A 21,920-nucleotide genomic window follows, 5' to 3' on the forward strand; every position below is an offset into this window, starting at 1 on the left:
GGCCGGGGCCGACAGATCCCGTTGAGGACCCAAGGTCAGTCAGTGGCTGGGTCAGACCCCGCCGGGAGACGCTCACGAACATCCTCACTGTCAGTTGTCGTACGGGCGGCGGGACTTGGCCTCCTTGGTGGCCAGGGCCCACCAGCTGAGCTTGTCCCAGAGCACCTTGGCGGCGGCCTCGGCGGCGGCGGGGTCGATCAGGTTGCCGTCGGAGTCGAACTGCTCCCACGGGCCGTGGAAGCTCACGGCGTCGCGCACGGTCACCGCGTGCAGCTCGTTGAAGATGTGGCGCAGCTGCTGCACCGCGCGCAGGCCGCCGGCCAGGCCGCCGTAGCCGACGAAGCCGACCGGCTTGGCGTGCCACTCGTTCTGGGTCCAGTCCAGCGCCGCCTTCAGGGAGGCCGGGAAGCTGTGGTTGTACTCCGGGGTCACCACGACGAAGCCGTCCGCGTCGGAGAGCCGGGACGAGAACGCGCCGAGCAGCTCGGCCACCTCGGGCGCCGGCTCGTCGGTCAGCGCGGTGGGCAGCGGGAAGTCCGCCAGGTCCACCAGGTCGACCTCGATGTCCTCGCGCTGGCCGGCGGTGCCGACGAGCCAGTTGGCGATGGTCGGTCCGAAGCGGCCCTTGCGCACACTCGACAGGATCACGGCCACGCGGATGCGGTCATTCGACATGTCTGCCCTTTCACAGCGGTCATTCCTCCACCACCAGAGAAACAAACCCGCACGCGGGTTTTCTACTTCTATCGAGAAACCCGATGGGTCGACGCGGACGGCCGGCTGCCGGGACGGCCCCCGTGGGAGGGAGCGGTCCCCGGCAGCCGGCCGGTGTGCGGGGGGCGCGGTTCGTGCCATGCCATGCCGTGCCGTGTCGTCCGGACCAAGCGGTGATGCGGGCGGCCCGGTCGGTCGGGCGTCGGGCGGGCCGTCAGTCGATGCCCGGCAGGATGTGCGGTTCGGCGAGGTCGTCCTCGTAGCCGGCCAGGCGGATCGGGGCGGAGTGCGCCCAGATCTCCAGGAAGCCCGGGTTCTCGGCCGTCGCGAGGAAGTCCGCCGTCCCGGCGGCCGCGTCCGGCTCCGGCTGCCGCGCCGCCTGCGGCGGCGTCCGTTGCGTCCGTTGCGCTGTCACCCGTGCTCTCCTCTCCCTCCGGTCGGCTCCCCCGCCGGCTCCCGGTCCCCGGGCCCCCGCCGGCTGCTCGCCGGGCCCGGTGTCAGCGGGCGGCGGCCGGTTCGGCGGACCGCGGGCCGAGCTCCTCGGCCAGCTGCCGGGCCAGCTCCAGGCGCCGGATCTTCATCGTGGCGGTGCGCGGCAGGTCGGACAGCCGGCGCTGCACGGGCTCCACCAGGGCCGGGTGACCGGCCACCGCCTCCTGCCAGCGCCGGGTGTCCAGCGGCCGGTCGCCGCGGGTGCACACCACCGGCACCGGCTGCTGGTCCGGGCCGGGCACGATGACCAGCTCGGTCAGCTCCTCCAGCTTGTGCAGGACCTCGTCCTCGATCTCCAGCGTGGACTCGATGCCGGGGATGACGTCGACCTCGCGGTCCAGCAGGTGCAGACAGCCCCACTTGGTGCGGTAGCCGACGTCGCCGCCGCGCCACCACTCGCCGATGACCTGCTTGTCGAACCGTTCCTGCTCGCCGTGGTAGCTCAGCGCGCGGCCGGAGGTGGCCACGTCGATGTAGCCGGGCGTCTCCTTGGACGGCTTCTGTCCGTCGCGCGGGACCAGCCGGTACTTGGTCATGAACGGCGTGGGGTAGCCCTGGCACCGGCCGTCGGCCTTCAGGGCGTTGCGGCGCCGGTAGGTGCGGGCGGCCAGCGGGCCGCACTCGCTCTGGCCGTAGACCTGGAGGAACACCGGGCTCCTGCGGTCGGAGGCGTGCAGGAACTTGTGCATGGTGCTCGGGTGGATCGCGTCGAAGGTGCTGTTGAAGTACTTGACGTTGGAGATCGGCCGGCGCGGGTCGTCGAGCATCTGCTCCCACTCCAGGAAGGAGTTGGGGTGCGTCTCCAGGACGCCCGGGCGGTGCCGGACCAGCATGTCGGCGACGTGTTCGGGGTTCCCGTCGTTCAGGAAGACCATCGGCATGCCGCGCGTCTGGAGCACGGCCAGACCCAGGTACATCCGCGAGTGCACGTAGGAGACGTGCATGGCGACCGTCTCGCGCTTGCGGATCAGGCGCACCACCTTGTCCTGCCAGTTGCCCCGCGCGCCCAGCGAACGCGCCGAGTGCACCACCAGCTTGGGGATGCCCGTGGTGCCGGAGGTGTGGGTCATCAGGGCGGGCTGGTCGGGGTCCAGGAGCACCGGGCGGCGACGCGGGGCGCCGGCGAGGTCCGCGAAGGACACCGCGCCCGGGTGGGAGCCGGTGGCGCTGATCACCCGCTGGGTCAGCTCGGCCAGCGGCAGCCCGGACAGCGAACCGGTCAGCTTCGCCCGGTCGGTCAGCAGGGTGGGGCGCTGCAGCCGCTCCAGCAGTTTGCCGATGCTCTCCCCGTCCAGGTGCGGGGAGAGCATCACCGGCACCGCGCCGATCCGGGCGGCGCCGCAGGCCAGTACGGTGATGTCGAAGTTCGACGTCTTGTGGACGGCGACGTGCTCGCTCGGGCGCACGCCGGCCGCCCACAGCCGGTCGGCGGTGTCGGCCACGTACCGGGCGAACTCCGCGACGGTCAGCGTCCGGCCCGCCTCGGGGAAGACCTCCATGTCGTGGTCGAGTGTGATCGGGGTGCTGCCGTACTTCTCGGCGGCCCGCTCGGAGACGACCCCGAGGTAGAGGATCTTCTTGCTCTTGGGAACCTTGTACATCAGGCCTCTTCCTCATGGTTACCGGCACACGTGAATCGGAAAACTCCCGTGGAAAACCGTTCCACGAAGGGCCTTTGGCGGAAAAGGATGGGGCCGGTAATGCGTCATCTCACCGAAATTCCGCCGGGAAACCGGGAAACCGGGTAACCGGTAACCGGGAAATGCCCGTGGCCGGGCCGCGGTGTGCGGCCCGGCCACGGGAACCGGTCGTCGTGGGGTGTCCCTCCCCCGGCGTCAGCCCTGTCCGAGCCCCTTCTTGAGGGCCTCGGCCACCTTCAGGGTGCGTACGGTCTGGTAGCCGACCGCGGCCAGGTTGTCGTCGGTGACGTTCTGCGCGAGGTGCCCGGGGATGGCCTGCAGGCCGGAGGTGGCGCTCACGCCGTAGGGGTTGCCGTTGCTCGGGGTGAGCAGGATGTCGTCGGTCACGCCGGGCGGCACGATGACGGCGCCCCAGTGGTAGAAGACGTTGCTCAGGGACAGGATCGTCGACTCCTGGCCGCCGTGCGGGGTGCCCGTCGAGGTGAACGCGGACATGGCCTTGTTCATCAGGCCGCGCCGGGCGTGCAGTTCGAAGGTCTGGTCGATGAAGTGCTTGAGCGGGCCGGCCAGCAGGCCGTAGCGGCCCGGGGTGCCCCAGACGACGGCGTCGGCCCAGTCCAGGTCGTCGATGGTGGCCACCGGTACGTCCCGGCTCGTGGCCACGTGCTCGTTGTTCGCCTGGGTCCACTCGGTGTAGTTGGGCGCGAGCGGCTCGTCGGTGATCTCCGCGACCCGGCGCAGCCGCACCTCGGCACCGGCCTTCTCCGCCGCCTCGGCTGCGGCGACAGCCAGCTTGTGGATGTTCCCGGTGGCCGAGTAGTAGATGATGGCGACATTGGTCATGGCCGTACTGCTCCCTCAGTGAATGATGCGCTCGCCGTGTCCGGCCGGCGGTTCGGGCCCATCGTGCCCCGGCCGTGCCGGGGCAGCCACTTTTCACCCGACAGTGCGTCAAGTCGCGTGTATTTCACGCCAGACCGGCCGCCGTGCCGTCGCCTCCGCGCTTTTCTCCCCTGCTTCCCCGTCTCCCCCCGTCTCCCCCCGTCTCCCCCGGGCGGGCTCGCCCGGCCGCCGGGTGTCAGTCGCCCACCTCGACGCCGGGCGGGTTGTCGATGATGTAGCGCCACAGGCCGTCGGGGCCGCGCCGGGCCACGTCCGTCGCGGTGCCGGTGAGGTGGATCCGCTCGCCGTCGGGCTTGGTGCCGTCGATCACGAAGTCGCCGATGATCAGGGCGGTGTCGTCGTAGACGTAGGTGTGGCGCACGGTGATCCGGATGGGGACGCCGAGCGCCAGGAAGCTGCTGGTGGCCTGGCGGCGTCCGTCTCCGGTCACCACCACGCCCGGGCGCAGCACCCGCACCGCGTCCGGCTCGAAGAGCCGGTCGATGGCGGCGAGGTCCTTGGCGTTGAAGGCCTTGACGAACGTCTCGGGCAGCTGGGCCGGGTCGCTGACTGCCATGGTGTCTCCTCGTTGCGGTGACTCGGGCGCGGGCGGGCGGCACGAGCGGCGCGGGCGGGCGGGCGGCGCGGGCCCGCGGTCGGGTGGTCAGGCGGCGGTCCGGGCGGCCTCGGCGGCCTTCAGGGCGGCGGCGACCTCGATGGTGCGGCGCGTCTGGTAGGCGATCGCCCCGGCGTTCTCGGGGTGGATGAAGCCGATCCGGCTGCCGGCGACCGTGGAGGCGCCGTAGGGGTTGCCGTTGTTCTTCTCGTACAGCACCGGGTCGGCGGAGCCGGTGGCGACGATGACCGAGCCCCAGTGGCAGATGGCGTTGTGCAGCGCCAGGATCGCGGTCACCTGCCCGCCGTGCTCGGCGGAGCCGGAGGCGAAGGCGGAGACGGCCTTGTTGAGCAGCTTGCCGTGGATCGACAGCGGCGAGGAGGTGTTGATGAACTGCATCAGCTGCGGCGCGGCGAGCCCGAAGTGCACCGGCGTGCCGAGCAGGACCGCGTCCGCCCACTCCAGGTCCTCGAGGGTCGCCTCGGCGATGTCGGCGGCCTCGGCGGCGTGCTCCTCGGAGCCGGGGCGGCCGGTGGCGGCGAGCTCGGGCACCCGGCGCAGCCGCACCTCGGCGCCCTCCTTGGTGGCGGCCTCGGCGGCGGCCAGCGCGAGCTTGTGGGTGGAGCCGGTCGACGAGTAGTAGATGACGGCGACGTTGGTCATGGTCGTGCGCTCCCTGGCGTACGGGTGGTGGCGTTCGGGCGGAGTTGCGGGTCGTGCGCGGGGTGGAGTGTGCGGGGTCGTGCGCACGTCGGCGTGCGGGGTCGTGCGCGCGGTGGAGTGCGGGGGTGGAGTACAGGCGGAGTGCGGGCGGAGTACGGGCGGAGTACGGGGTCCTGCGCATCCTGGGGCGGGCGGCGCCGGCGCGGCAACGGCGGCCGGGCGAGTGCGTCAGGTCTCCCGGGCGCCGTACCGCACGACCGCGGCGGCCAGCGCCAGGGCGAGCGCCAGGAACAGCGCCAGCGCGGTGAAGCGGGAGAAGACCGCGGCGAGTTGGGCGCCCGCGCCGGCCCCCACGTTCAGCGTGAAGCCGTACAGCGCGATCGCCGTGGTCTGGGCCGTGGCGGCCCGTGCGCCGACGGACTGGATGAGGGCGGGCCCGAGCGTGGCGAAGCCCGCCATGAAGGCGAACAGGGCGGCTCCCAGGGCCACCGCGCCGTCCCCGCCGAGGGCCGCGGCGAGCAGGGCCGCGACGGTGACCGCCAGGGCACCGGCCGCCCGGCGCGGCGCGGGGACGCGGGCCAGGGCCGGGGCGAGCAGTACGGCACCGAGCAGCGCAGGCAGGGCGCTCGCGCGCAGCGCCAGCAGCGCGCCGCCGCCCGCGACGTCGTCGGGGCCGTAGAGCTGGACGCCGGTGTAGACGGCGGTCAGGCTGCCGGCGGCGACCAGGATGACCAGATACAGCGGGATCAGCCCGGGTGCGAGGGCGGCCCGCAGGTCCGAGGGGCCGGGGCGGCGGCCGGCCGTCGTCCGGGGCTGCCGCGGCTCGGGCAGCAGGACCCGCCAGGAGACGGCGGCCCCGGCCAGCAGCAGCGGCACGGTCGCCCAGAACACCCACACCCAGCCGGCCAGTTGCGCCACCAGCTGGGCCTCGACCTGTCCGACGACGACCGTCGCGCCCATGCACGCGGACACCACCGTCAGCGCCGGGGCGACGCGGTGCGGGGCGATACGGGCGTGCAGGTAGGCGTACGACATGGGGATGAACGAGCCCGCGAACAGGCCCTGGGCGGCACGCAGGGCCACACCGGTGGCCAGGCCGCCCGCCAGCGGCAGCAGGGCGGTGACGACGGCCATGGCCAGGACGTTGGCGACCATCACCGTGCGCCGCCCGAACCGGGTGGACAGCGGGCCGCTGATCAGCGAGCCGGCCGCGTGGGCGAAGGCGAACGCGGTGGTCGACAGGGCCGCCGACTGGGTGGGCACGCCCCAGGCGCGGGCCAGTTCGGGCATCAGCGGGATGGTCACGTACATCTGGCCCACCACGAGCACGCCCATGACGGACACGGTCGTCACGGTGGCGGCCATCGGCGCCGTGCGCGCTGTCGCCGAAGACGCCTCGGCAACCGTTGTTCTCGACATGCACCGATCGTTGCGAGGGGCCCCGCGCACCGGCAATCCGCGCCCGCTCTATGCGTCAAGTCCCCTGCTGAGGCAGAGGACTTGGAGAAAAGGGATCCGGAAAAAGGGGAGGACCGCGTCGCGCACGGGGTCCGGGCCGGAAACGACCGGACCCCCGCGGCCGCGGGGGACACATCACCGACGGAGGTCCGGCGTCCGGCGCGCCCCGGGGGGCGCGCCGGAGACCGGGGGTCAGACCTGGGCGGCCTGCGGCTCCTCGGCGGAGGCCGCCGAGTTCTGCGCGACGGCCTCGCGCCGCTTGTCGGGCTTCTGCAGGCCGAGGGCGACCAGCGCGGTCAGCGCGATGCCGGCCGCGGCGATGAACACCGCGGTGCGCAGGCCGTCGTTGGTGGCCGAGCGCAGCGCCTCGCCGTGCAGCCCGTCCAGGCCGGAGTTGGCGACGGCGACCAGGACGGCCAGGCCCACCGCGCCGCCGACCTGCTGGGTGGTGGAGGCCCAGCCGGAGGCGATGCCCTGCTCCATCGGGTCCACGCCGACCGTGGCGGCGCCGAACATCAGGGTGTAGCCGGCGCCCTGGCCGAGACCGAGGACGATCATGCCGGGGACCAGCGAGAGGTAGGAGCCGTCGGTCGTCAGCGTCAGGCCCACGATCACGGTGCCCACCAGGCCCACCAGCAGGCTGGCGATCATGATGGCGCGCAGGCCGAACCTGGTGGCCAGGCGGCCGGCGGTCTGGGCGCCGACGGAGATGGCGGCCATCGGGACCAGGAAGGCCAGGCCCGTCTCCAGCGCGCTGTAGCCGTGCACGCCCTGGAAGTAGACGGTCAGGAAGTACAGCAGGGTGCCGAAGGTCGCCATGTAGAAGAAGGTGACCGCGGCGCCGGTGCTCAGGTTGCGGTTGCCGAACAGGCGCAGCGGCATCAGCGGGTCGCTGCTGCGCTTCTCGATGACCAGGAAGGAGGCCAGCAGCGCCACGCCGAGGACGAAGGCGCCGATGATGAGGCCCGAGCCCCAGCCGGACTCCGGGCCCTGGACCAGGGCGAAGACGACGGAGGTGGTGCCGACGGTGGCGGTCAGCGCACCGCCCAGGTCGAAGGAGCGGCGCGAGCCGCCGAGCTGGTCGCGGGCGATCAGCGGCAGGGCGAACACGATGGCCAGCGCGGCCAGCGGGACGTTGACGAAGAAGACGGACTCCCAGCCGAACGCCTCGGTGAGCACGCCGCCGAGCAGCGAGCCGAGGATCATGCCGGAGCCGCCGGCGGTGCCCCACACGGCGAAGGCGCGGTTGCGCTCCTTGCCCTCGGCGAACCGGGTGGAGACCAGGGTGAGCGTGGCGGGGAAGAGGAACGCGCCGCCGATGCCCTGCACCGCGCGGGCGGCGACGAGCACTCCGGGGTCGGTGGCCAGGCCGCCCAGCAGGGAGGACACCCCGTACAGGGACAGGCCCAGGATGAAGATACGGCGCGGTCCCCACAGGTCGCAGGCCCGGCCGCCGAGCAGCAGGAACCCGCCGAAGGCGACCGCGTAGGCGCTGATCACCCACTGCAGGGTCTGGGAGCTGAAGCCGAGACCGGTGCCGATCTCGGGGAGCGCGACGTACACGATGTTGTAGTCGATGGAGATGATCAGCTGCGCGAACGCCAGCAGCGCCAGGAGGAGTCCAGGGCGCCGGCGCGGTGCCTCGGTGGCAGCGCCTGTGGCCGGAGACGGCATGACTGTGCCTTTCACTACGGGGTCGGAAGGGAGGCGCACGAGGGCGCCGCCGCCGGGGAGGTGACCCGGCGGTTACTGGGGTGCGCGGGAGCGGTCGGTGCTCGGTCAGTGCTCGTCGGTGCGCGGTGAGCGGTCGGTGCGCGGTGAGCGGTGAGCGGTCAGTTCTGGTCGAACCACTGGCGTACGCGGTCGGGTGCGGCGGGGTTGGCCCGCCGTACCGCGTCCGCCAGGTCGGCGATCGTCTGCTCTGCGAGCCGGCGTCGCCAGGCCAGCTCCGCGGTGGAGAAGGCCTGTGCCACGGTGCAGGGGGTGCCGCGGACGTCCGCACCGATGACGTCCGGGCCGGCGCTCCGGCCGTGCGGACCGGTGCTCCGGTCGTCGGGACCGGCGCGGTGGCCGTCCGGACCGGCGCGGTGGCCGTCCGGACCGGCGGGGCGGCCGGCCGAGCCGGTGATGCGTCCGGCCGGGCCCCGGTGGCGGATGCCCGTGCACAGGAAGGCCTGTGCCGAACCGTCGATGGCGACCGCCACGTCCATCAGGCTGATCTCCTCCGGCCTGCGGCCGAGACGGTATCCGCCGCGGGGGCCGGACCGGGACGAGACGATGCCGGCCCGTCCCAGTGCGTGCATCTGCTTGTTCAGATAAGCCGTGGGCAGGTCGTGGAACTCGGCCAGCTTCGCCGCCGGCACCGCCCTGTCGTGGGAGATCCACGACAGGTTGATGCAGCAGTGCACTGCCCACTCCACGCCCTCTCTCAGCTTCATGTCCTGGACATTACGCATCGGGGATGTCCGCCAGAAGGGCCCGACGTTTTTAATGTCAAGTCGCTTCGGGCGGGGCGTCCTTGCCGGTCAGGACGGTTTTCAGTTCGGCCTCCAGGCGGCCGAGATCGGCCTCGTGCCCGTGTGCGGCCACGTGTCCGTCCGGCCGCACCAGCCAGTAGCCGGGGCGGCGGCAGCCGGTGGCGAAGGCGCTCTCGCGCCGCCGCAGTTCGACGGTGCGCAGCTGCGGGTGGCGGGCCGCGACGTGCCCGGCCTCGGCGCGCCAGGCGGCCGAGGGCGGCGCGAGGACCAGGGTCCAGGCGTGCGGGTCGGTGCCGGGGCCGCTGATGCCGTGCGCGAGGGCGTGCCGCCGGGGGAAGACGGCGCCGTCCTTCAGGCCGCCGGGGATCCTGCCGCGGACCTTGCAGCCGGCCGGCCCCGAGGGCCGCTGGGTCTCGCGCACCGGTGGGTACGCCAGCCGCCGCCCGGCCATCACCGGGGTGTAGTAGCGGGAGACGACGCCGGTGCGGTCCAGCAGGCGGAAGGCGGTGTCGCGGGCGAGCACCTTGGCCCGGCTGCCGGCCACCCAGGCGCGGGTCTGCAGATCGGTGTCGCGCAGGATCTGGCGGGTGGCCTCCGAGCGCTCGGCGCCGTAGCTGTCGAGCAGGGAGGCGGGCGAGGTGCCCCGGATCACCGCGGCCAGCTTCCAGCCCAGGTTCTGGGCGTCCTGCAGGCCGTTGTTCATGCCCTGGCCGCCGGCCGGGCTGTGCACGTGCGCGGCGTCGCCGGCGAGGAAGACCCGTCCGACGCGGAAGTCGGTGGCGCGGCGGGCGTGCACACGGAACACCGCCTGCCACACCGCCTCGGTCAGCCGTACTCCGCGCGGCCCGCGCTCGTCGAGGATCTCCTGCATCAGCTCCAGGGACACCTCGTGCCGGCCCTGGGGCATCACGGACAGGAAGCGGTGCACGCCGCCGGGCATCGGTACGACGACCAGGGCGCCGCTGGGTGTCTGGTAGAAGAGGCACTCGTCGTCGGGCAGTTCGCCCTCGAAGCGGGCGTCGACCAGCGCGAAGGCCATCTCGTAGGTGCTGCCCTGGAAGCCGATGCCGAGCTGTCCGCGCACCGCGCTGCCGGCGCCGTCGGCGCCGACCACGAAGGGCGCGCGGATGCGGTCGACCGCGCCGTCGGCCCGCTCCACCACGGCGGTCACGCCGTCGCCGGCGCCGAGGCCGCCGGAGAAGTCGACGCCTTCCAGGGCCAGCAGCCGCACCCCGCGCTCGACCTTGCCGCCGAGTTCGGCCAGGCGTTCGGCCAGCAGCCGCTCGGTGACGTGCTGCGGCAGCACCCGGCAGGCGGTGTCCTCGTTCAGCGCGAAGGAGGCCAGCGGGCTGCGCTCGGAGAAGTAGCTGAGCCGGCTGATGTGCACGGACTCGCGCCGTATGCCCTCGGCCAGTCCGGCGTCCTCGAGGATGTCCAGCGCGCGCGGCCACACGGACAGCGCCTTGGGCATGGTGGAAGGTTCGGTGGCGCGGTCGATGACGCGCACCCGGATGCCGCGGCGCAGCAGTTCGACGGCCGTCAGCAGCCCGGTCGGGCCGGCCCCGACGACGAGGACGTCGATGTCGGGCGCCGCGTCGGCGGTCTTCTTGCCGGCGCCGGTGCCGGGCGCGGTGCCGGCGCCGGTGCTGGGCGGTGTGCCGGTGCCGGGCGGTGTGCCGGTGCCGGGCGAGGTGCCGGTGGTGTTCTCGCTCATCGCCGTCATTCCGTCCGCACGCCGGCGGTGACGCCGAGGGCGGGCTCCTTGGGCAGCCGGTCCAGGCTGATGCCGAAGTACGTCTTGTACGCCTCGAACGCCTCGGCCTCGCTCTCCAGGGTCCGCTTGCTGCGCTCCTCGCCGGCCACCATGCTCATCTGGGTGTTGCCCTTGAGGGTGACCAGGCCGTCGACGGTGCGGATGGAGCAGAACAGGCCCTGGAGGAACGAGGAGTCGGGCGAGGTGCGGTACCACCACAGGGTCGGGGCGAAGTCCTCGATGCTCACCGGCCGGTCCGCCACCCGGTACAGCGGCTTGCCGCCGAGGTACACGTCGACGACGCCGTCGCCCACGTCGTGCAGCTGGTACTCGCCGTGCGGGTCCTTCTGGACCTCGCGCGAGGCCAGGCGCAGCGGGTAGCGGCTGTTGCGGCCGAAGCCGACGTCGACCAGCCAGTCCTCGCCGTCGGCCTTCACGCGCAGCGCGAGGTGGCCGAGGAACGGGCCGAGCACGCCGCCCGGGCGGTGCACCCAGCCCGGCAGGATGTCCACCTCGTAGCCGAGCGAGGTGAGCAGGAACGACAGGGCGGGGTTGACCTCGTAGCAGCCGCCGCCGCGGTTCTTGCGGACGATCTTCTCCAGGACGCGTTCGTCCATGAAGATCTCCTCGTCCAGGTGGTAGTCGAGGTTCTCGAAGGGCACCGACAGCAGGTGACGCTCCGTCAGGTGGCGCAGTCCCGCGAGGTCGGGGCGTTCGGGCCGGACCGCTTTGATCCGGCGCAGGTACTCCTCCATGATGCCGTCCAACATCACCGTCTCCTTAGGCGTGCGTGGTGCCGTGTGTGGCGCTGTGCGTGGGGGGTCGAACTTGGTGCTGTGCTGCGGGCTGTGCGGGGGTCGTTCGTGGTGCTGTGCGTGGGGTCAGGGGTGCTGCCAGCGCAGCAGTGACAGGCCCATGGCCATGCCGCCGCCGAAGCCGGCGAGCAGCACGAGGTCCCCGTCGGCGAGTTCGCCCCGGCGCGCGGCGCGGTCGAGGGTGACGGGGACGGACGCGGCTCCGGTGTTGCCGAAGTCCTCGTAGGTCAGGCGCATACGGTGGGCCGGGATGCCGAGCCGGGCCGAGAGGTCCTCCAGCATCCGGCCGTTGGCCTGGTGGGGCACGAAGTGGTCGACGGCGCCGGGTTCGAGGCCGGCGTCCCGCAGGAAGGCGCCGATGGCCGGGGTGACCGTGGCGTCGACGAAGTCGCGCACCCCGCGCCCGTTCATGGTGAAGAAGTGCCGGCCCTCGGCGAGGGTCTGCTCGCTCGCCGGCAGACGGCTGCCGCCGGCCGGCACCTCGATCAGGTCGCGTTCGGCGCCGAAGCCGGCCAGCCGGGACGCGAGCAGGCCGCGGCCGGGCCGGGCCGGGCCGAGGACCACCGCTCCGGCGCCGTCGCCGAAGAGGATGGCGGTGCGCCGGTCGGTGGGGTCGAGGATGCGGGAGTAGACGTCCGCGCCGATGACCAGGGCGTACGGCGAGTCGGCCGCGGCGAGCACGTGCTCGGCGGCGTTCAGCGCGAACACGAAGCCGCTGCACACGGCGTTGACGTCGAAGGCGGCGGCGCCGCGGCCCGCGCCGAGGCCGTCGGCGACGACGCTGGCGGTGGGCGGCTGGGGCTGGTCGGGGGTGGAGGTGGCGACGACGATCAGCGACAGGTCCGCCGCGGTGATCCCGGCGGCCTCCATCGCGGCCCGGCCCGCGGCCACGGCCAGGTCGGAGGTGGCCTCGTCCGGTTTGGCGCGGCGGCGTGCGCGGATGCCGGTCTTGCGGTGGATCCACTCGTCGGTGACCCCGGTCGCGGCGGCGACCTCGTCGTTGCCGACCACGTGGGAGGGCAGGCAGGAGCCCGTGCCCAGGATGGCGATGCCCGCAGCCCTGCGACCGGACCGGGCCGTACCCGTGGTGATCATTGTGTGACCCTTCTTCGGTGATTCGGGCCTTTCCGCGCAAGCGATGCTCCAGGTCGGCGCGGGCGGGCGGCAAAGCCCGGCCGGCGAACCCGTCAGGTCCCCGCGGAGTACGTCAGATGAGGACGTCGGAGGCGTACGCCCACCCCGTGGGCCACACGCGTACGCCGATCCCGTGGGCGACACGCGTACACCGGACGCGTGGGCGACACGCGTACGCCGGACGCGTGGGCGACACGCGTACGCCGGACGCGTGCATCAGACGCGCACGCAGACATCGGGACGGCGGACGGCGGACGACGGACGGCGGACGGCGGACGGCGGACGACGGCCGGCCCCCGTGGTCACCCACCGGGGCCGGCCGCCGCGCGGTGTCACTCGGCCAGGGCGAGGGAGGTGTCCTCGAGCAGGCCGCGGACCAGGTCGCCGGTGATGCTCACCCCGTTCTGGGTGAGCACGGACTCGGGGTGGAACTGCATCGACGCGAAGTGCGGGCCGCGCAGGGCGTGCACCTCGCCGTTCACGGTGTCGCGGGCGACCTCGACCACGCCCACGCCGTCCGCCTCGATCTTGTCGTCGTCGCTGACGGCGGCGAACGTGTTGTAGAAGCCGACGCGTTCACGCCGCCCGAACAGGTCGACGTCGCGCTGCACGCCCTGGTTGGGCACGTCCCTGCGCCTGAGGTCCAGTCCGAGGCGGCGGCTGAGCACCTGGTGGCTGAGGCAGATCGCCAGGAAGGGCCGGCGCTCGCGCAGCAGCCGCGTGATCGCGCCGTCCAGGTGGGCGATCTTGGGGTGGGAGGTGTCGCGCGGGTCGCCGGGGCCGGGGCCCATCACGACCAGGTCGTGGCCGTCGAGGTCGTACGGCTCGTCGAAGCGACGTACCGTCACCTCCAGCCCCAGGCAGCGCAGTTGGTGTCCGATCATCGAGGTGAAGGTGTCCTCGGCGTCCACGACCAGCACCCGCCGGCCGGCGGCCGCGAAGGTCCCGGCGGCGGGCGCCGCGCCGTCGGCGAGCCAGAACCCGGCGATGGTCTCGTTGCGCCGCTCCAGCGCCGCGCGCACCTCGGGGTGGGCGGCGAACCGGGTGGCGCCGCCGCCCTCCAGCGCGGCCAGCAGCCCGGCCGCCTTGGCGCGGGTCTCGGCCACCTCCGAGCGCGGGTCGGAGTGGCGCACCAGGGTGGCGCCGACCCCGATGCGCACCCGGCCGGAGGCGTCGATGTCGGCGGTGCGGATGCAGATCGCGGAGTCCAGCGCGGTGGCGCCCCGCGCGTCCCGGCCGATCAGCGCGAGCACGCCGCTGTAGTAGCCGCGGCCCTGCGGCTCGTAGCGTTCGATGACCCGGCAGGCGCTCTCCAGCGGGGAGCCGGTGACGGTGGGCGCGAACAGGGTCTCGCGCAGCACCTCGCGCGGGTCGCGGTCGGTGCGGCCCTCGATGAAGTACTCGGTGTGGGCGAGGCGGGCCATCTCCTTGAGGAAGGGGCCCGTGACCCGGCCGCCGCCGGGGCAGATCCGGGCCATCATCTTCAGTTCCTCGTCCACCACCATGTACAGCTCGTCGGCCTCCTTGCGGTCGGCGAGGAAGTCCATGACCTCCGGCAGCGTGGGGCCCGAGGCCGGGTAGCGGTAGGTGCCGCTGATGGGGTTCATCACCGCGGTGCCGCCGTGGACGCTGATGTGCCGCTCTGGGGTGGCGCCGACCAGGGTGCGCTCGCCGGTGTGCACGACGAACGTCCAGTACGCGCCCTTCTCCCGCTCCAGCAGCCGCTTGAAGAAGGTCAGCGCGCTGCGGGGGCTGTAGTCGGAGATGTCGGCGGTGAAGGTGCGCTTGATGACGAAGTTCGCGCCCTGGCCGGTGCCGATCTCGTCGGTGATGATCCGCCGTACGGTCTCGGCGTAGGCGTCGTCGTCCACGTCGAAGTGCGCGCCGTGGGTGCGGATCGGCTCGTCGGGCAGCCGCTGCAGTACGCCGGCGAGGTCGAGGGTCTGCTGGCCGGTGACGGTGAGGGCGACCAGCGGGGTGCCGTCGTCGTGGCCGGCGAAGCCGCGTTCGGCGATCTGCCGGTAGGGGATGAGAGCGAGCACGTCGTGCCGCGGGGCGCCGGTGGGGCCGCCCGGTGCGGGCAGCGGAATGCCGGCCAGGGTCTTTGCCTGGGCCGTGGTGCCGACCAGCACGTCGATCACGCCCGGGCCGGCCGCCTCGGGGCGGTGCAGCAGGGCGAACGGCGGGGGCTGGGGGCCGAGGATCTGGTCCAGCGGGCCGCCGCCGTCGCGGGGCCGGCCGGTGGGTGCGCCGGTCATGCGAGGACCTCCTTGGTGGTGGTGACCACGGCGCAGCGCGCGGCGGCGTACTCGACGGCCATGCGGTGCTGCTCCGCGGTGAAGTCGGCGACGGCGTCGGCGACGAGGAACGTCTCGATGTCGTGGCTGAACGCCTCGACGGCGGTGATCAGCACGCCGACGTGGGCGTATACGCCGCACACGATGAGCTGGTCGCGCTGGTGGAAGCGCATCCGGGTGAGCAGGTCGGTGTGGTGGAAGGCGCTGTAGCGCCACTTGGTGACCAGCCAGTCCCCGTCGCGGGGCGCGAGCTCGTCGACCACGGCGCGGTCGGCGGGGGCCGGGCGCATGCCCGGGCCCCAGAAGTCCTTGAGCAGGCCCCGCTGGTGGGCGGTCATGCCGCCGGGCTGGGCGGTGTAGGCGACGGGGATGCCGAGTGCGGCGCAGCGCTCGCGCAACTCGGCGGCGTTCCGGACGAGTTGTCCGCGCAGCGGGTCGGGGAAGGGCTGGAGGAAGTAGCGCTGCATGTCGTGCACGAGCAGCACCGCGCGTGCCGGGTCGGCCGTCCACGGTGCGGTGTTCGCCGGCAGTTCCGGCGCGGTGGGCAGCGGATAGGACTCGATGGTCGGGAGACCGGCGGCCATGACGTCTCGGTGTTCCTTTCTCGGCGGGTCCAGGGGCGGCGGCGGTACGGCGGCCGTAGGGGGCCGCATGGGGGCGTACGGGGGCGTAAGAGGGCGTTTCGCGGGGGCGGCGGCGCCGACTCCCGGAGGGAACCGCCCCGTTGGAGCGGCGGGCCGACCGGAGCGGCGGCCGGCCGGGCCGGGTGGGGGATGACGGGTGGGTGATTACGGCGTAATCACCCACCCGGCCCGAAGGACCCGCGAAGGCCCCGCGGATCGGCGCGCGGGACCGCTACGCGCCCAGTGCCGCGCCCCCGTCGACGGTCAGGGTGTGCAGGGTGATGTGGCGGGCCTGTTCGGACAGCAGGAACGCGACGGCCTGCGCGACGTCGGCGGGCTGGGCGAGCCTGCCCAGCGGGATGCCGACGCGGAACGCCTCGAGGTTGCCGGCGAGCGTGGCGCGCGGGCCGCTGTCGTCCTGCCACATCGAGTTGAGCATCGGGGTGTCGGTGGAGCCGGGGGCGACGATGTTGCAGCGGATGCCGTGGCGGGCGACCTCCAGGCCGAGGCTCTTGGTGAACATCTCCGCCGCCGCCTTGGACGCGGCGTAGGCGGCCATGCCGGTGCGGGGGGTGGCGGCCGCGTTGGAGGCGACGGTGACGACGGCTCCCCGGCGCCGCGGCACCATACGGCCCACGACGGCGCGTGACAGGTGGAAGACGCCGGTGGTGTTGACGGCGAAGGTGCTGATCCAGTCGTCGTCGCTGAAGTCGGTGACCTCGCCCAGGCGCAGCACGCCCGCGGCGTTGACCAGGTGGTCGATGGGGCCGAGGCGCCGCTCGACGTCGGCGACGAGGGCGTCGACCGCCGCGCTGTCGGTGACGTCGGCGGGGAACGGCGCGACGGGCAGGCCGTCGACGCCGAGTTTGGCCACCACCTCCTCGAGCCGGTCGGGGTCGCGGTCGACCGCGGCCACCGCGACGCCGCGTTCCCCCAGTTCGCGGGCCACGGCCGCGCCGATGCCGCCGGCGGCACCGGTGACCAGGGCCAGTCTGTTTTCCATGTCGTGCCTCTCCTTCTCGGTCCGTGCGGGCGGGGACGTGCGCTGTGCGCCGGGGGTCACTGGTGCCAGGCGGACACCACGGAGACGGCCTGGCCGACGTTGAGCCGCGGGTCGCAGAAGCTCTGGTAGGAGTCGCCGACCAGGTCGGCGGCGCGCGCGTCGGGGACGCACTCCATGACCGCGTCGGGCGTGGTCTCCAGGTGCAGGCCGCCGGCGACGCCGCCGTGCCGGACGACCGCGTGGTGGAAGGCGGCGACCTCCCGCTCGGCGGCCTCCACGTAGCGGGTCTTGAACCCGCCGGGGGTGGTGACGGTGTTGGCGTGCAGCGGGTCGGTGAGCCATACGGCCGGGTGGCCGGCCTCGCGCACGGCCTCCACCAGCGGGGGCAGGACGTCGGCCACCTTGTCGGCGCCCATGCGCGCGATGAGGGTCAGCCGTCCCGGTTCGCGCCGCGGGTCCAGCCGCCGGCACAGCTCCAGCAGGTCCGCGGGCGTGGTGCTGGGGCCGACCTTGCAGGCCACCGGGTTGATGACGTCGGCGAGCAGGGCGACGTGCGCGCCGTCGGGCCGGCGGGTGCGCTCGCCGATCCACGGCCAGTGCGTGGAGGACAGCAGCAGTCCGTCCTCCGTCCGGCGCAGCAGCGGGACCTCGTAGTCGAGCAGCAGCGCCTCGTGGCTGGTCCACATCGCCGGGTCGATGCGCGCCTGGGGCGGGGGCGAGCTGCGGTGCCAGCCGAGGTGGCGCATGATGTCGTCGGCCGCCATGTAGCCGGTGACCAGGCGCAGCGGGTCGGGGCGCCGGCCCTCCGGGGTGGGGTCGGGGTCGTTGACCATGTGCCCGCGGTAGACGGGCAGTTCGAGGCCGTCGACGTGCTCGGTGGGCTGCGAGCGGGGCTTGCCGAACTGTCCGGCGATACGGCCCACCCGGATCACCGGCTTTCCGGTGATCAGCCGGAGCGAGCCGGCCAGCAGGTCGAGCACGGCGGCCTTGCGGGCCACGTCCCCGGCGGTGCACTCGGAGGGGTCCTCGGCGCAGTCCCCCGCCTGCACCACCAGGGCCTCGCCCGCGGCCACCCGCGCCAGTTGGCGCTTGAGCAGGCGTACGTCCTCGGCGCGCACCAGTGCGGGCCGGGCCGACAGGTCCGAGCGGATGCGCCGTACCTGGGCCGGGTCGTCCCAGACCGGCTGCTGGGCGGCTGTCTTGGGATCGATGTCGATGTCGAGCAGCGAATTCTCCACGGATGTCTCCAGACGAGAAAGCGACGGCGACGCGGCTTGGGCCGCGGTGTGCGGGCGGGCGTAATGGAGGTAACGGGCATAACGGGTGGAACAGGCGGAACGGAGGTGCGCGGGGCCGGCGGCCGGTTCGTGGGGGCCACGGGCGGCCGGTTCGTGGGGGCCACGGGCGGCCGGTTCGCGGGGGCCACGGGCGGCCGGTTCGCGGGGGCCCGGACCACCGGCCGGGCCGATGACCGGATCGTGGGGGGCCGGACCGGACCGGCAGCCGGGGCCGGCGGCCGGATCGTGGAACCGGGCGGGCCGGTGGGCGGTTGCCGTGCCCGGGCCCGAGGACGGCGACCGGCCCATGGGGGCGGCGACCGCCCCGGTGGGCGGTCGGTTGCCGGGCCCGGGCCCGGGGCGGCCGGCCCGGGGGGGCCGGGCGGGCGCCTCGTCACAGGCGCGGCACCCAGCCCGCCTCGTCCCAGAAGCGCAGCTGGGCGAGCTTGGGGGTGGCGGCGACCTCCGCGGTGGCGGGGCCGCCCAGCACGAGCGTGCTGGGGGCGCCGGGCGTGTACGGCGGCCAGTCGGGCAGGCCCGGGGCGGCCGGGCGGGAGGTCCGGGCGAAGGCGGCCACGGCGTCGATGAACAGGTCGGACAGCATCCGTTCGGCCGGGCCGTCGCCGAAGACCGCGGCGAGCTGGGGCAGCCGGTGGGTGCCGAACAGGAACGGCGAGGTCGCCTCGTGCGGGGTGCCGAAGTGCGGCGCCAGCACCGGGTGGGCGAACTCCATGGCGTACAGCGCGGTGGTGCCCCGGCGGGCGTGGCGGTCGGCGAAGCGGACGATCTGGTGCCGGAAGACCGCGTCGCCCCAGATCTCCGTCCACAGCGACCGCGGGTCGTCCGGCAGCGCGTCCTGGCGGGCCGCGTCCCGGTAGGCGGCCAGGCAGGCGGCCGCGAGGTCGTCGCCGGCGTCCGGTTCGACCAGGCGCAGCACCTCGCGCACCGCCCGGCGCAGTCCGGCCTCGTCGCGCGGCACGGGCGCGGGCTGCGGGGAGCCGGGGCCGGTGTAGAAGGAGCCCTCGGTACGGGTGTGCACGGACAGCACCGGCACGTCGGGCGTGGGCAGTTCGTGGTCGTACGCCGGCATGGTGCGCCCGTCCGCGACGGGGCCGCGGTACCAGCGTCCGCTCGCGACGATCCGCTCCTCGGGCGGGGCGGCGAAGATCTCCTCCCAGGCCGCGGCGAGCGCGGCGGCCGGGACCCGGCGCAGACCGGGGACGGTGGTGCCCAGGCGCCGGGCGACGGCCGCGCAGGCGGTGCGCGCGTCGTCCGCGGTCAGTGCGGTGCCCGGCGGGGTGACGTGGCTGGGGCTGATGGAGACGATACGGCGGACCAGTCCGCGCAGGCCGGGCAGCAGGGCCAGCTGCCAGGCGCTCGCGCCGCCCGCGGAGGTGCCGCACACGGTGATGTTGCCGGGGTCCCCGCCGAACGCGGCGGCGTTGGCGTGCACCCAGTGCAGCAGCGCCGTCTGGTCCTGCACGCCCCAGTTGGCGAAGTGCCCGGTCAGCGGGTCGGTGAGGTCCTCGTGCAGCCCGAACCCGAGCACGCCGAGCCGGTAGTTGAAGGTGACGACGACCAGGTCGCCGCGTTCGGCCGGGCGGGCGCCGTCGTAGGTGGGCAGGCTGCCGCCGCCGGCCTGCCAGCCGCCGCCGTGGATGTACACCAGGACGGGCCGTGAGCCGTGCGTGTCGGGCGTCCAGACGTTGGCGTACAGCGAGTCCTCGCTGCTGGGCGGCACGGGCCGGTTGGGCACCGGGCTCTGGAAGGAGACGTCGGCGAAGCGCACGGCGGGGCGGACGCCGTGCCAGGGCTCCGGCGGGCGCGGCGAGGCGAAGCGCAGCGGCCCGACCGGTGCGGCGGCGTACGGGACGCCGCGGAAGACGGTCACGGCGCCGGCGCGCTCGCCGGCCACCAGCCCGCCCGAGGTGCGCACCACGACCCGGGAACCGGAGGTGCCGCGGGGGCGGTGCGCGGCCGTGGTGACGGCGGACGCGACGCGCCCGTCCGCGGCCTGCGGCTGGCTGGTCATGTGAACTCCTCGCACACGTGGACGGTCTGGTCCGCCGATCGTGTGCCGGGAGTTCGGGGGTCACCAAAGCACGCCCGGGCAATCCGTCAGCTCGGTGGCCGGATCACCACCACAGCTGACGCAACGGCCGGTACGGCGGCTGACAGCCGCCGTACCCGCGCCGTACACTGCGCCGCCCCCACCGCTCAGGAGGGCCACCCCCCACCGCTCAGGAGGACCGCCCCCCACCGCTCAGGAGGGCTGCCCCCCGCCGCTCAGGAGGGCCGCCCCCCACCGCTCAGGAGTGCCGCGCCCACCACTCAGGAGGGTCCCCTCACGCTCAGGAGGCCCTGGCCACCTCCGTCTCGGGCACGGCGGTGCCGGAGAGCACCGCGATGGCGTGCGCGGCGGAGGCGAGGGTGGCGTGGCGGTGCCAGCCGCTGTAGGAGCGGCCGGAGAAGTCCCTGATGCCCACCCGTTCGGCGATCCGGGCGAAGTCCCGGTCGACGCGGTGGGTGAGGCGGCTCAGCCGCAGCAGCTGGGCGGGGTGCAGATCGGTGATGTCGGTGAGCCACAGCTCGGCCGGCCAGCGCCCGCCGTTCTCGCCGACCCCGAGCAGCAGCAGGTCGCGGCACCAGGCGGGGCGCCGCACCGCGCGTCGGGGCAGCCGTACCCGGACGGCGGCGGTCAGCCCGGTGTGCACGGCGGCGCCGCCCGGGCCCGGCCGGCGCTGGATGACGGGCTGGCGCAGCGGGCGGGCCATCAGCATCAGCTGATGGGCCGTCATCTCCAGGCCGGCCGTGGTGCGCGGCATCCCCGGGTCGGCGGCGGACAGCCGCAGGTTGGCGCCGACCCGCAGCAGCATCGGCGCCCCGGCGGCCCGCAGCCGGCGTACGGTGCCGGCGGCGTCGGCCTCGCGGGCGTCCATGACCACCGGGCGCACCGGCAGGCCCCAGTCCCGGGTGATGCCGAGGTACGCCTCCACGCCCGCCTGGTCGAGGGTCTCGGGCAGCAGGGTCTCGGGAATCGCCGCCTGCCGGCGGCGGGCCTCGTCCTCCAGCCAGGTCTCGGGCAGGTGCAGGCGCCAGTTGATGGGCGTGCTGTGCTCGTCGGAGACCGCCCACACGCCCACGGCCTGCTGGGCGTTCATGATCTGGCCGCGGCTGGGGCAGAACCGGCGGTCCACGCCCACCGAACTGTCGCCCGCCTTGGGGATCACCATCGGCCGCAGCACGTAGGCGCGGGCCGGGGAGATCTCCTCCAGGTGCCGGGCCAGGGCGCGGCGCACCGGCTCCCAGTCCCAGGTGGAGCCGCTGATGAAGTGGTGCAGGCTCTGTTCGGCGGCCTCCCCGCCGAACAGCGAGGAGATGTTCCGGATGGACTTGCGCCCCTCCACCCCGAGCAGCCCCTGGACGTACTCCAGTCCCCTGCGCCGCTGGTCACTGCGCGGCAGGGACTTGAAGAGCACCGAGGTCAGCTCCTCCAGCACCGCGTCCTGGAAAACCTCCCGCGCCGCTTCCCCTCCCGCAAGGGCCGGCTCCTCGCCCCGTATTCGCGTCGGCGTGTGCGCCCTGGTCTGCATCCCCGTCCACCTCACTCGGTCGGCCGGCCCCGGCTCCTGGCCGCGACCCGCGTCTGTGCGGTTGCCACCGGCGGGGCGCCGGTCCCGAACGCCCCATCCGGTTGTGGTGGCAGCCTCCGAGCACCCGTCCAAGGCACAGCAAAGGGAAGGGAAACGCGCAGGTCAGGGGTGACGGGAGGGGCATGGAGAGCGGGTTACGGGCGGGCCGCGCCGCAGTGGCGGCAGACGGGCGGGGGCGCCGTGCGGTCCGGGCGGTGCCCGGCGCACTCCTCCCCCGGGCACGGCGACGCGGCCCCGAAACCGCCGGCGCCCGTGTGTCGTTCACCGCCGCGCGGTCCGGCGATCTCGATGTCCAGCCCGGCCGGCACCATCAGCCACCGCGCCGGCGGCCACACCTCTTCCTCGTACCGCATCCCGCTGCCCCCTCCTCCTCGGCCCGACCGGACGGCACACACCACCGCCCACGCCCAGCGTCCACCGGCC

At 73.9% G+C, this 21,920-nt stretch carries 19 protein-coding genes; all 19 read right to left on the minus strand.

The window, feature by feature from the left end; all coding sequences use genetic code 11:
- Positions 1 to 90: 90 nt before the first annotated feature.
- The 19 genes from ACI2LW_RS26925 to ACI2LW_RS27015 all read right to left on the minus strand — a co-directional run bounded on the left by ACI2LW_RS26925 (position 91) and on the right by ACI2LW_RS27015 (position 21,850).
- Positions 91 to 675, minus strand: a complete 585-nt coding sequence (locus ACI2LW_RS26925; protein WP_404733806.1) for an NADPH-dependent FMN reductase — start codon at positions 673 to 675, stop codon at positions 91 to 93.
- Between the two features lie 253 nt (positions 676 to 928).
- A complete protein-coding gene (locus ACI2LW_RS26930) occupies positions 929 to 1,129 on the minus strand; it encodes a hypothetical protein (RefSeq protein ID WP_404733807.1) in 201 nt (66 codons plus the stop codon).
- 82 nt (positions 1,130 to 1,211) lie between these two features.
- The gene (locus tag ACI2LW_RS26935; protein WP_404733808.1) at positions 1,212 to 2,807 is read right to left on the minus strand and encodes an AMP-binding protein; all 1,596 of its coding nucleotides are present in this window, start codon (positions 2,805 to 2,807) and stop codon (positions 1,212 to 1,214) included.
- A gap of 234 nt (positions 2,808 to 3,041) precedes the next feature.
- A complete protein-coding gene (locus ACI2LW_RS26940; RefSeq protein ID WP_404733809.1) occupies positions 3,042 to 3,689 on the minus strand; it encodes an NAD(P)H-dependent oxidoreductase in 648 nt (215 codons plus the stop codon).
- 235 nt (positions 3,690 to 3,924) lie between these two features.
- On the minus strand, positions 3,925 to 4,305 hold the full coding sequence (locus tag ACI2LW_RS26945) for a YybH family protein (RefSeq protein WP_404733810.1): 381 nt from the start codon (positions 4,303 to 4,305) through the stop codon (positions 3,925 to 3,927).
- Between the two features lie 87 nt (positions 4,306 to 4,392).
- Positions 4,393 to 5,007, minus strand: coding sequence for an NAD(P)H-dependent oxidoreductase (locus ACI2LW_RS26950; protein WP_404733811.1), 615 nt, complete (start codon positions 5,005 to 5,007; stop codon positions 4,393 to 4,395).
- 228 nt (positions 5,008 to 5,235) lie between these two features.
- Positions 5,236 to 6,426 carry an MFS transporter gene (locus tag ACI2LW_RS26955; RefSeq protein ID WP_404733812.1) on the minus strand — a complete coding sequence of 397 codons (1,191 nt, stop codon included), beginning with the start codon at positions 6,424 to 6,426 and terminating at the stop codon, positions 5,236 to 5,238.
- A gap of 231 nt (positions 6,427 to 6,657) precedes the next feature.
- Complete coding sequence (locus ACI2LW_RS26960; protein ID WP_404733813.1) at positions 6,658 to 8,139, minus strand: MFS transporter; 1,482 nt, start codon at positions 8,137 to 8,139, stop codon at positions 6,658 to 6,660.
- Between the two features lie 158 nt (positions 8,140 to 8,297).
- The gene (locus ACI2LW_RS26965; protein WP_404733814.1) at positions 8,298 to 8,903 is read right to left on the minus strand and encodes an RrF2 family transcriptional regulator; all 606 of its coding nucleotides are present in this window, start codon (positions 8,901 to 8,903) and stop codon (positions 8,298 to 8,300) included.
- 55 nt (positions 8,904 to 8,958) lie between these two features.
- A complete protein-coding gene (locus ACI2LW_RS26970) occupies positions 8,959 to 10,656 on the minus strand; it encodes an FAD-dependent oxidoreductase (protein WP_404733815.1) in 1,698 nt (565 codons plus the stop codon).
- A 5-nt stretch (positions 10,657 to 10,661) separates the two neighbouring features.
- The gene (locus tag ACI2LW_RS26975; protein ID WP_404733816.1) at positions 10,662 to 11,465 is read right to left on the minus strand and encodes an arylamine N-acetyltransferase; all 804 of its coding nucleotides are present in this window, start codon (positions 11,463 to 11,465) and stop codon (positions 10,662 to 10,664) included.
- A 111-nt stretch (positions 11,466 to 11,576) separates the two neighbouring features.
- Positions 11,577 to 12,605, minus strand: coding sequence for a 3-oxoacyl-ACP synthase III family protein (locus ACI2LW_RS26980; RefSeq protein WP_404733817.1), 1,029 nt, complete (start codon positions 12,603 to 12,605; stop codon positions 11,577 to 11,579).
- Positions 12,606 to 12,976: 371 nt separating this feature from the next.
- Entirely contained in the window at positions 12,977 to 14,902 is a 1,926-nt protein-coding gene (locus tag ACI2LW_RS26985) for an anthranilate synthase family protein (protein WP_404733818.1), read from the minus strand.
- Positions 14,899 to 15,525 (minus strand): isochorismatase family protein, encoded by a 627-nt coding sequence (locus ACI2LW_RS26990; protein ID WP_404733819.1) that lies wholly within the window; start codon positions 15,523 to 15,525, stop codon positions 14,899 to 14,901. The genes ACI2LW_RS26985 and ACI2LW_RS26990 overlap by 4 nt, the downstream gene beginning before the upstream one ends.
- A gap of 271 nt (positions 15,526 to 15,796) precedes the next feature.
- Positions 15,797 to 16,567, minus strand: coding sequence for a 2,3-dihydro-2,3-dihydroxybenzoate dehydrogenase (locus ACI2LW_RS26995; protein WP_404733820.1), 771 nt, complete (start codon positions 16,565 to 16,567; stop codon positions 15,797 to 15,799).
- Positions 16,568 to 16,623: 56 nt separating this feature from the next.
- Complete coding sequence (locus ACI2LW_RS27000; protein ID WP_404733821.1) at positions 16,624 to 17,805, minus strand: 3-deoxy-7-phosphoheptulonate synthase; 1,182 nt, start codon at positions 17,803 to 17,805, stop codon at positions 16,624 to 16,626.
- 433 nt (positions 17,806 to 18,238) lie between these two features.
- Positions 18,239 to 19,876 (minus strand): carboxylesterase/lipase family protein, encoded by a 1,638-nt coding sequence (locus ACI2LW_RS27005; protein ID WP_404733822.1) that lies wholly within the window; start codon positions 19,874 to 19,876, stop codon positions 18,239 to 18,241.
- A gap of 319 nt (positions 19,877 to 20,195) precedes the next feature.
- Positions 20,196 to 21,437 (minus strand): IS701 family transposase, encoded by a 1,242-nt coding sequence (locus ACI2LW_RS27010; RefSeq protein ID WP_404733823.1) that lies wholly within the window; start codon positions 21,435 to 21,437, stop codon positions 20,196 to 20,198.
- A 194-nt stretch (positions 21,438 to 21,631) separates the two neighbouring features.
- Positions 21,632 to 21,850: a hypothetical protein gene (locus tag ACI2LW_RS27015; RefSeq protein ID WP_404733824.1), complete on the minus strand. Its 219-nt coding sequence runs from the start codon at positions 21,848 to 21,850 to the stop codon at positions 21,632 to 21,634.
- Positions 21,851 to 21,920: the final 70 nt, after the last annotated feature.

Origin of the sequence: Streptomyces sp. NPDC004065, from assembly GCF_044903565.1 — a bacterium.
Lineage (GTDB): Bacteria > Actinomycetota > Actinomycetes > Streptomycetales > Streptomycetaceae > Streptomyces.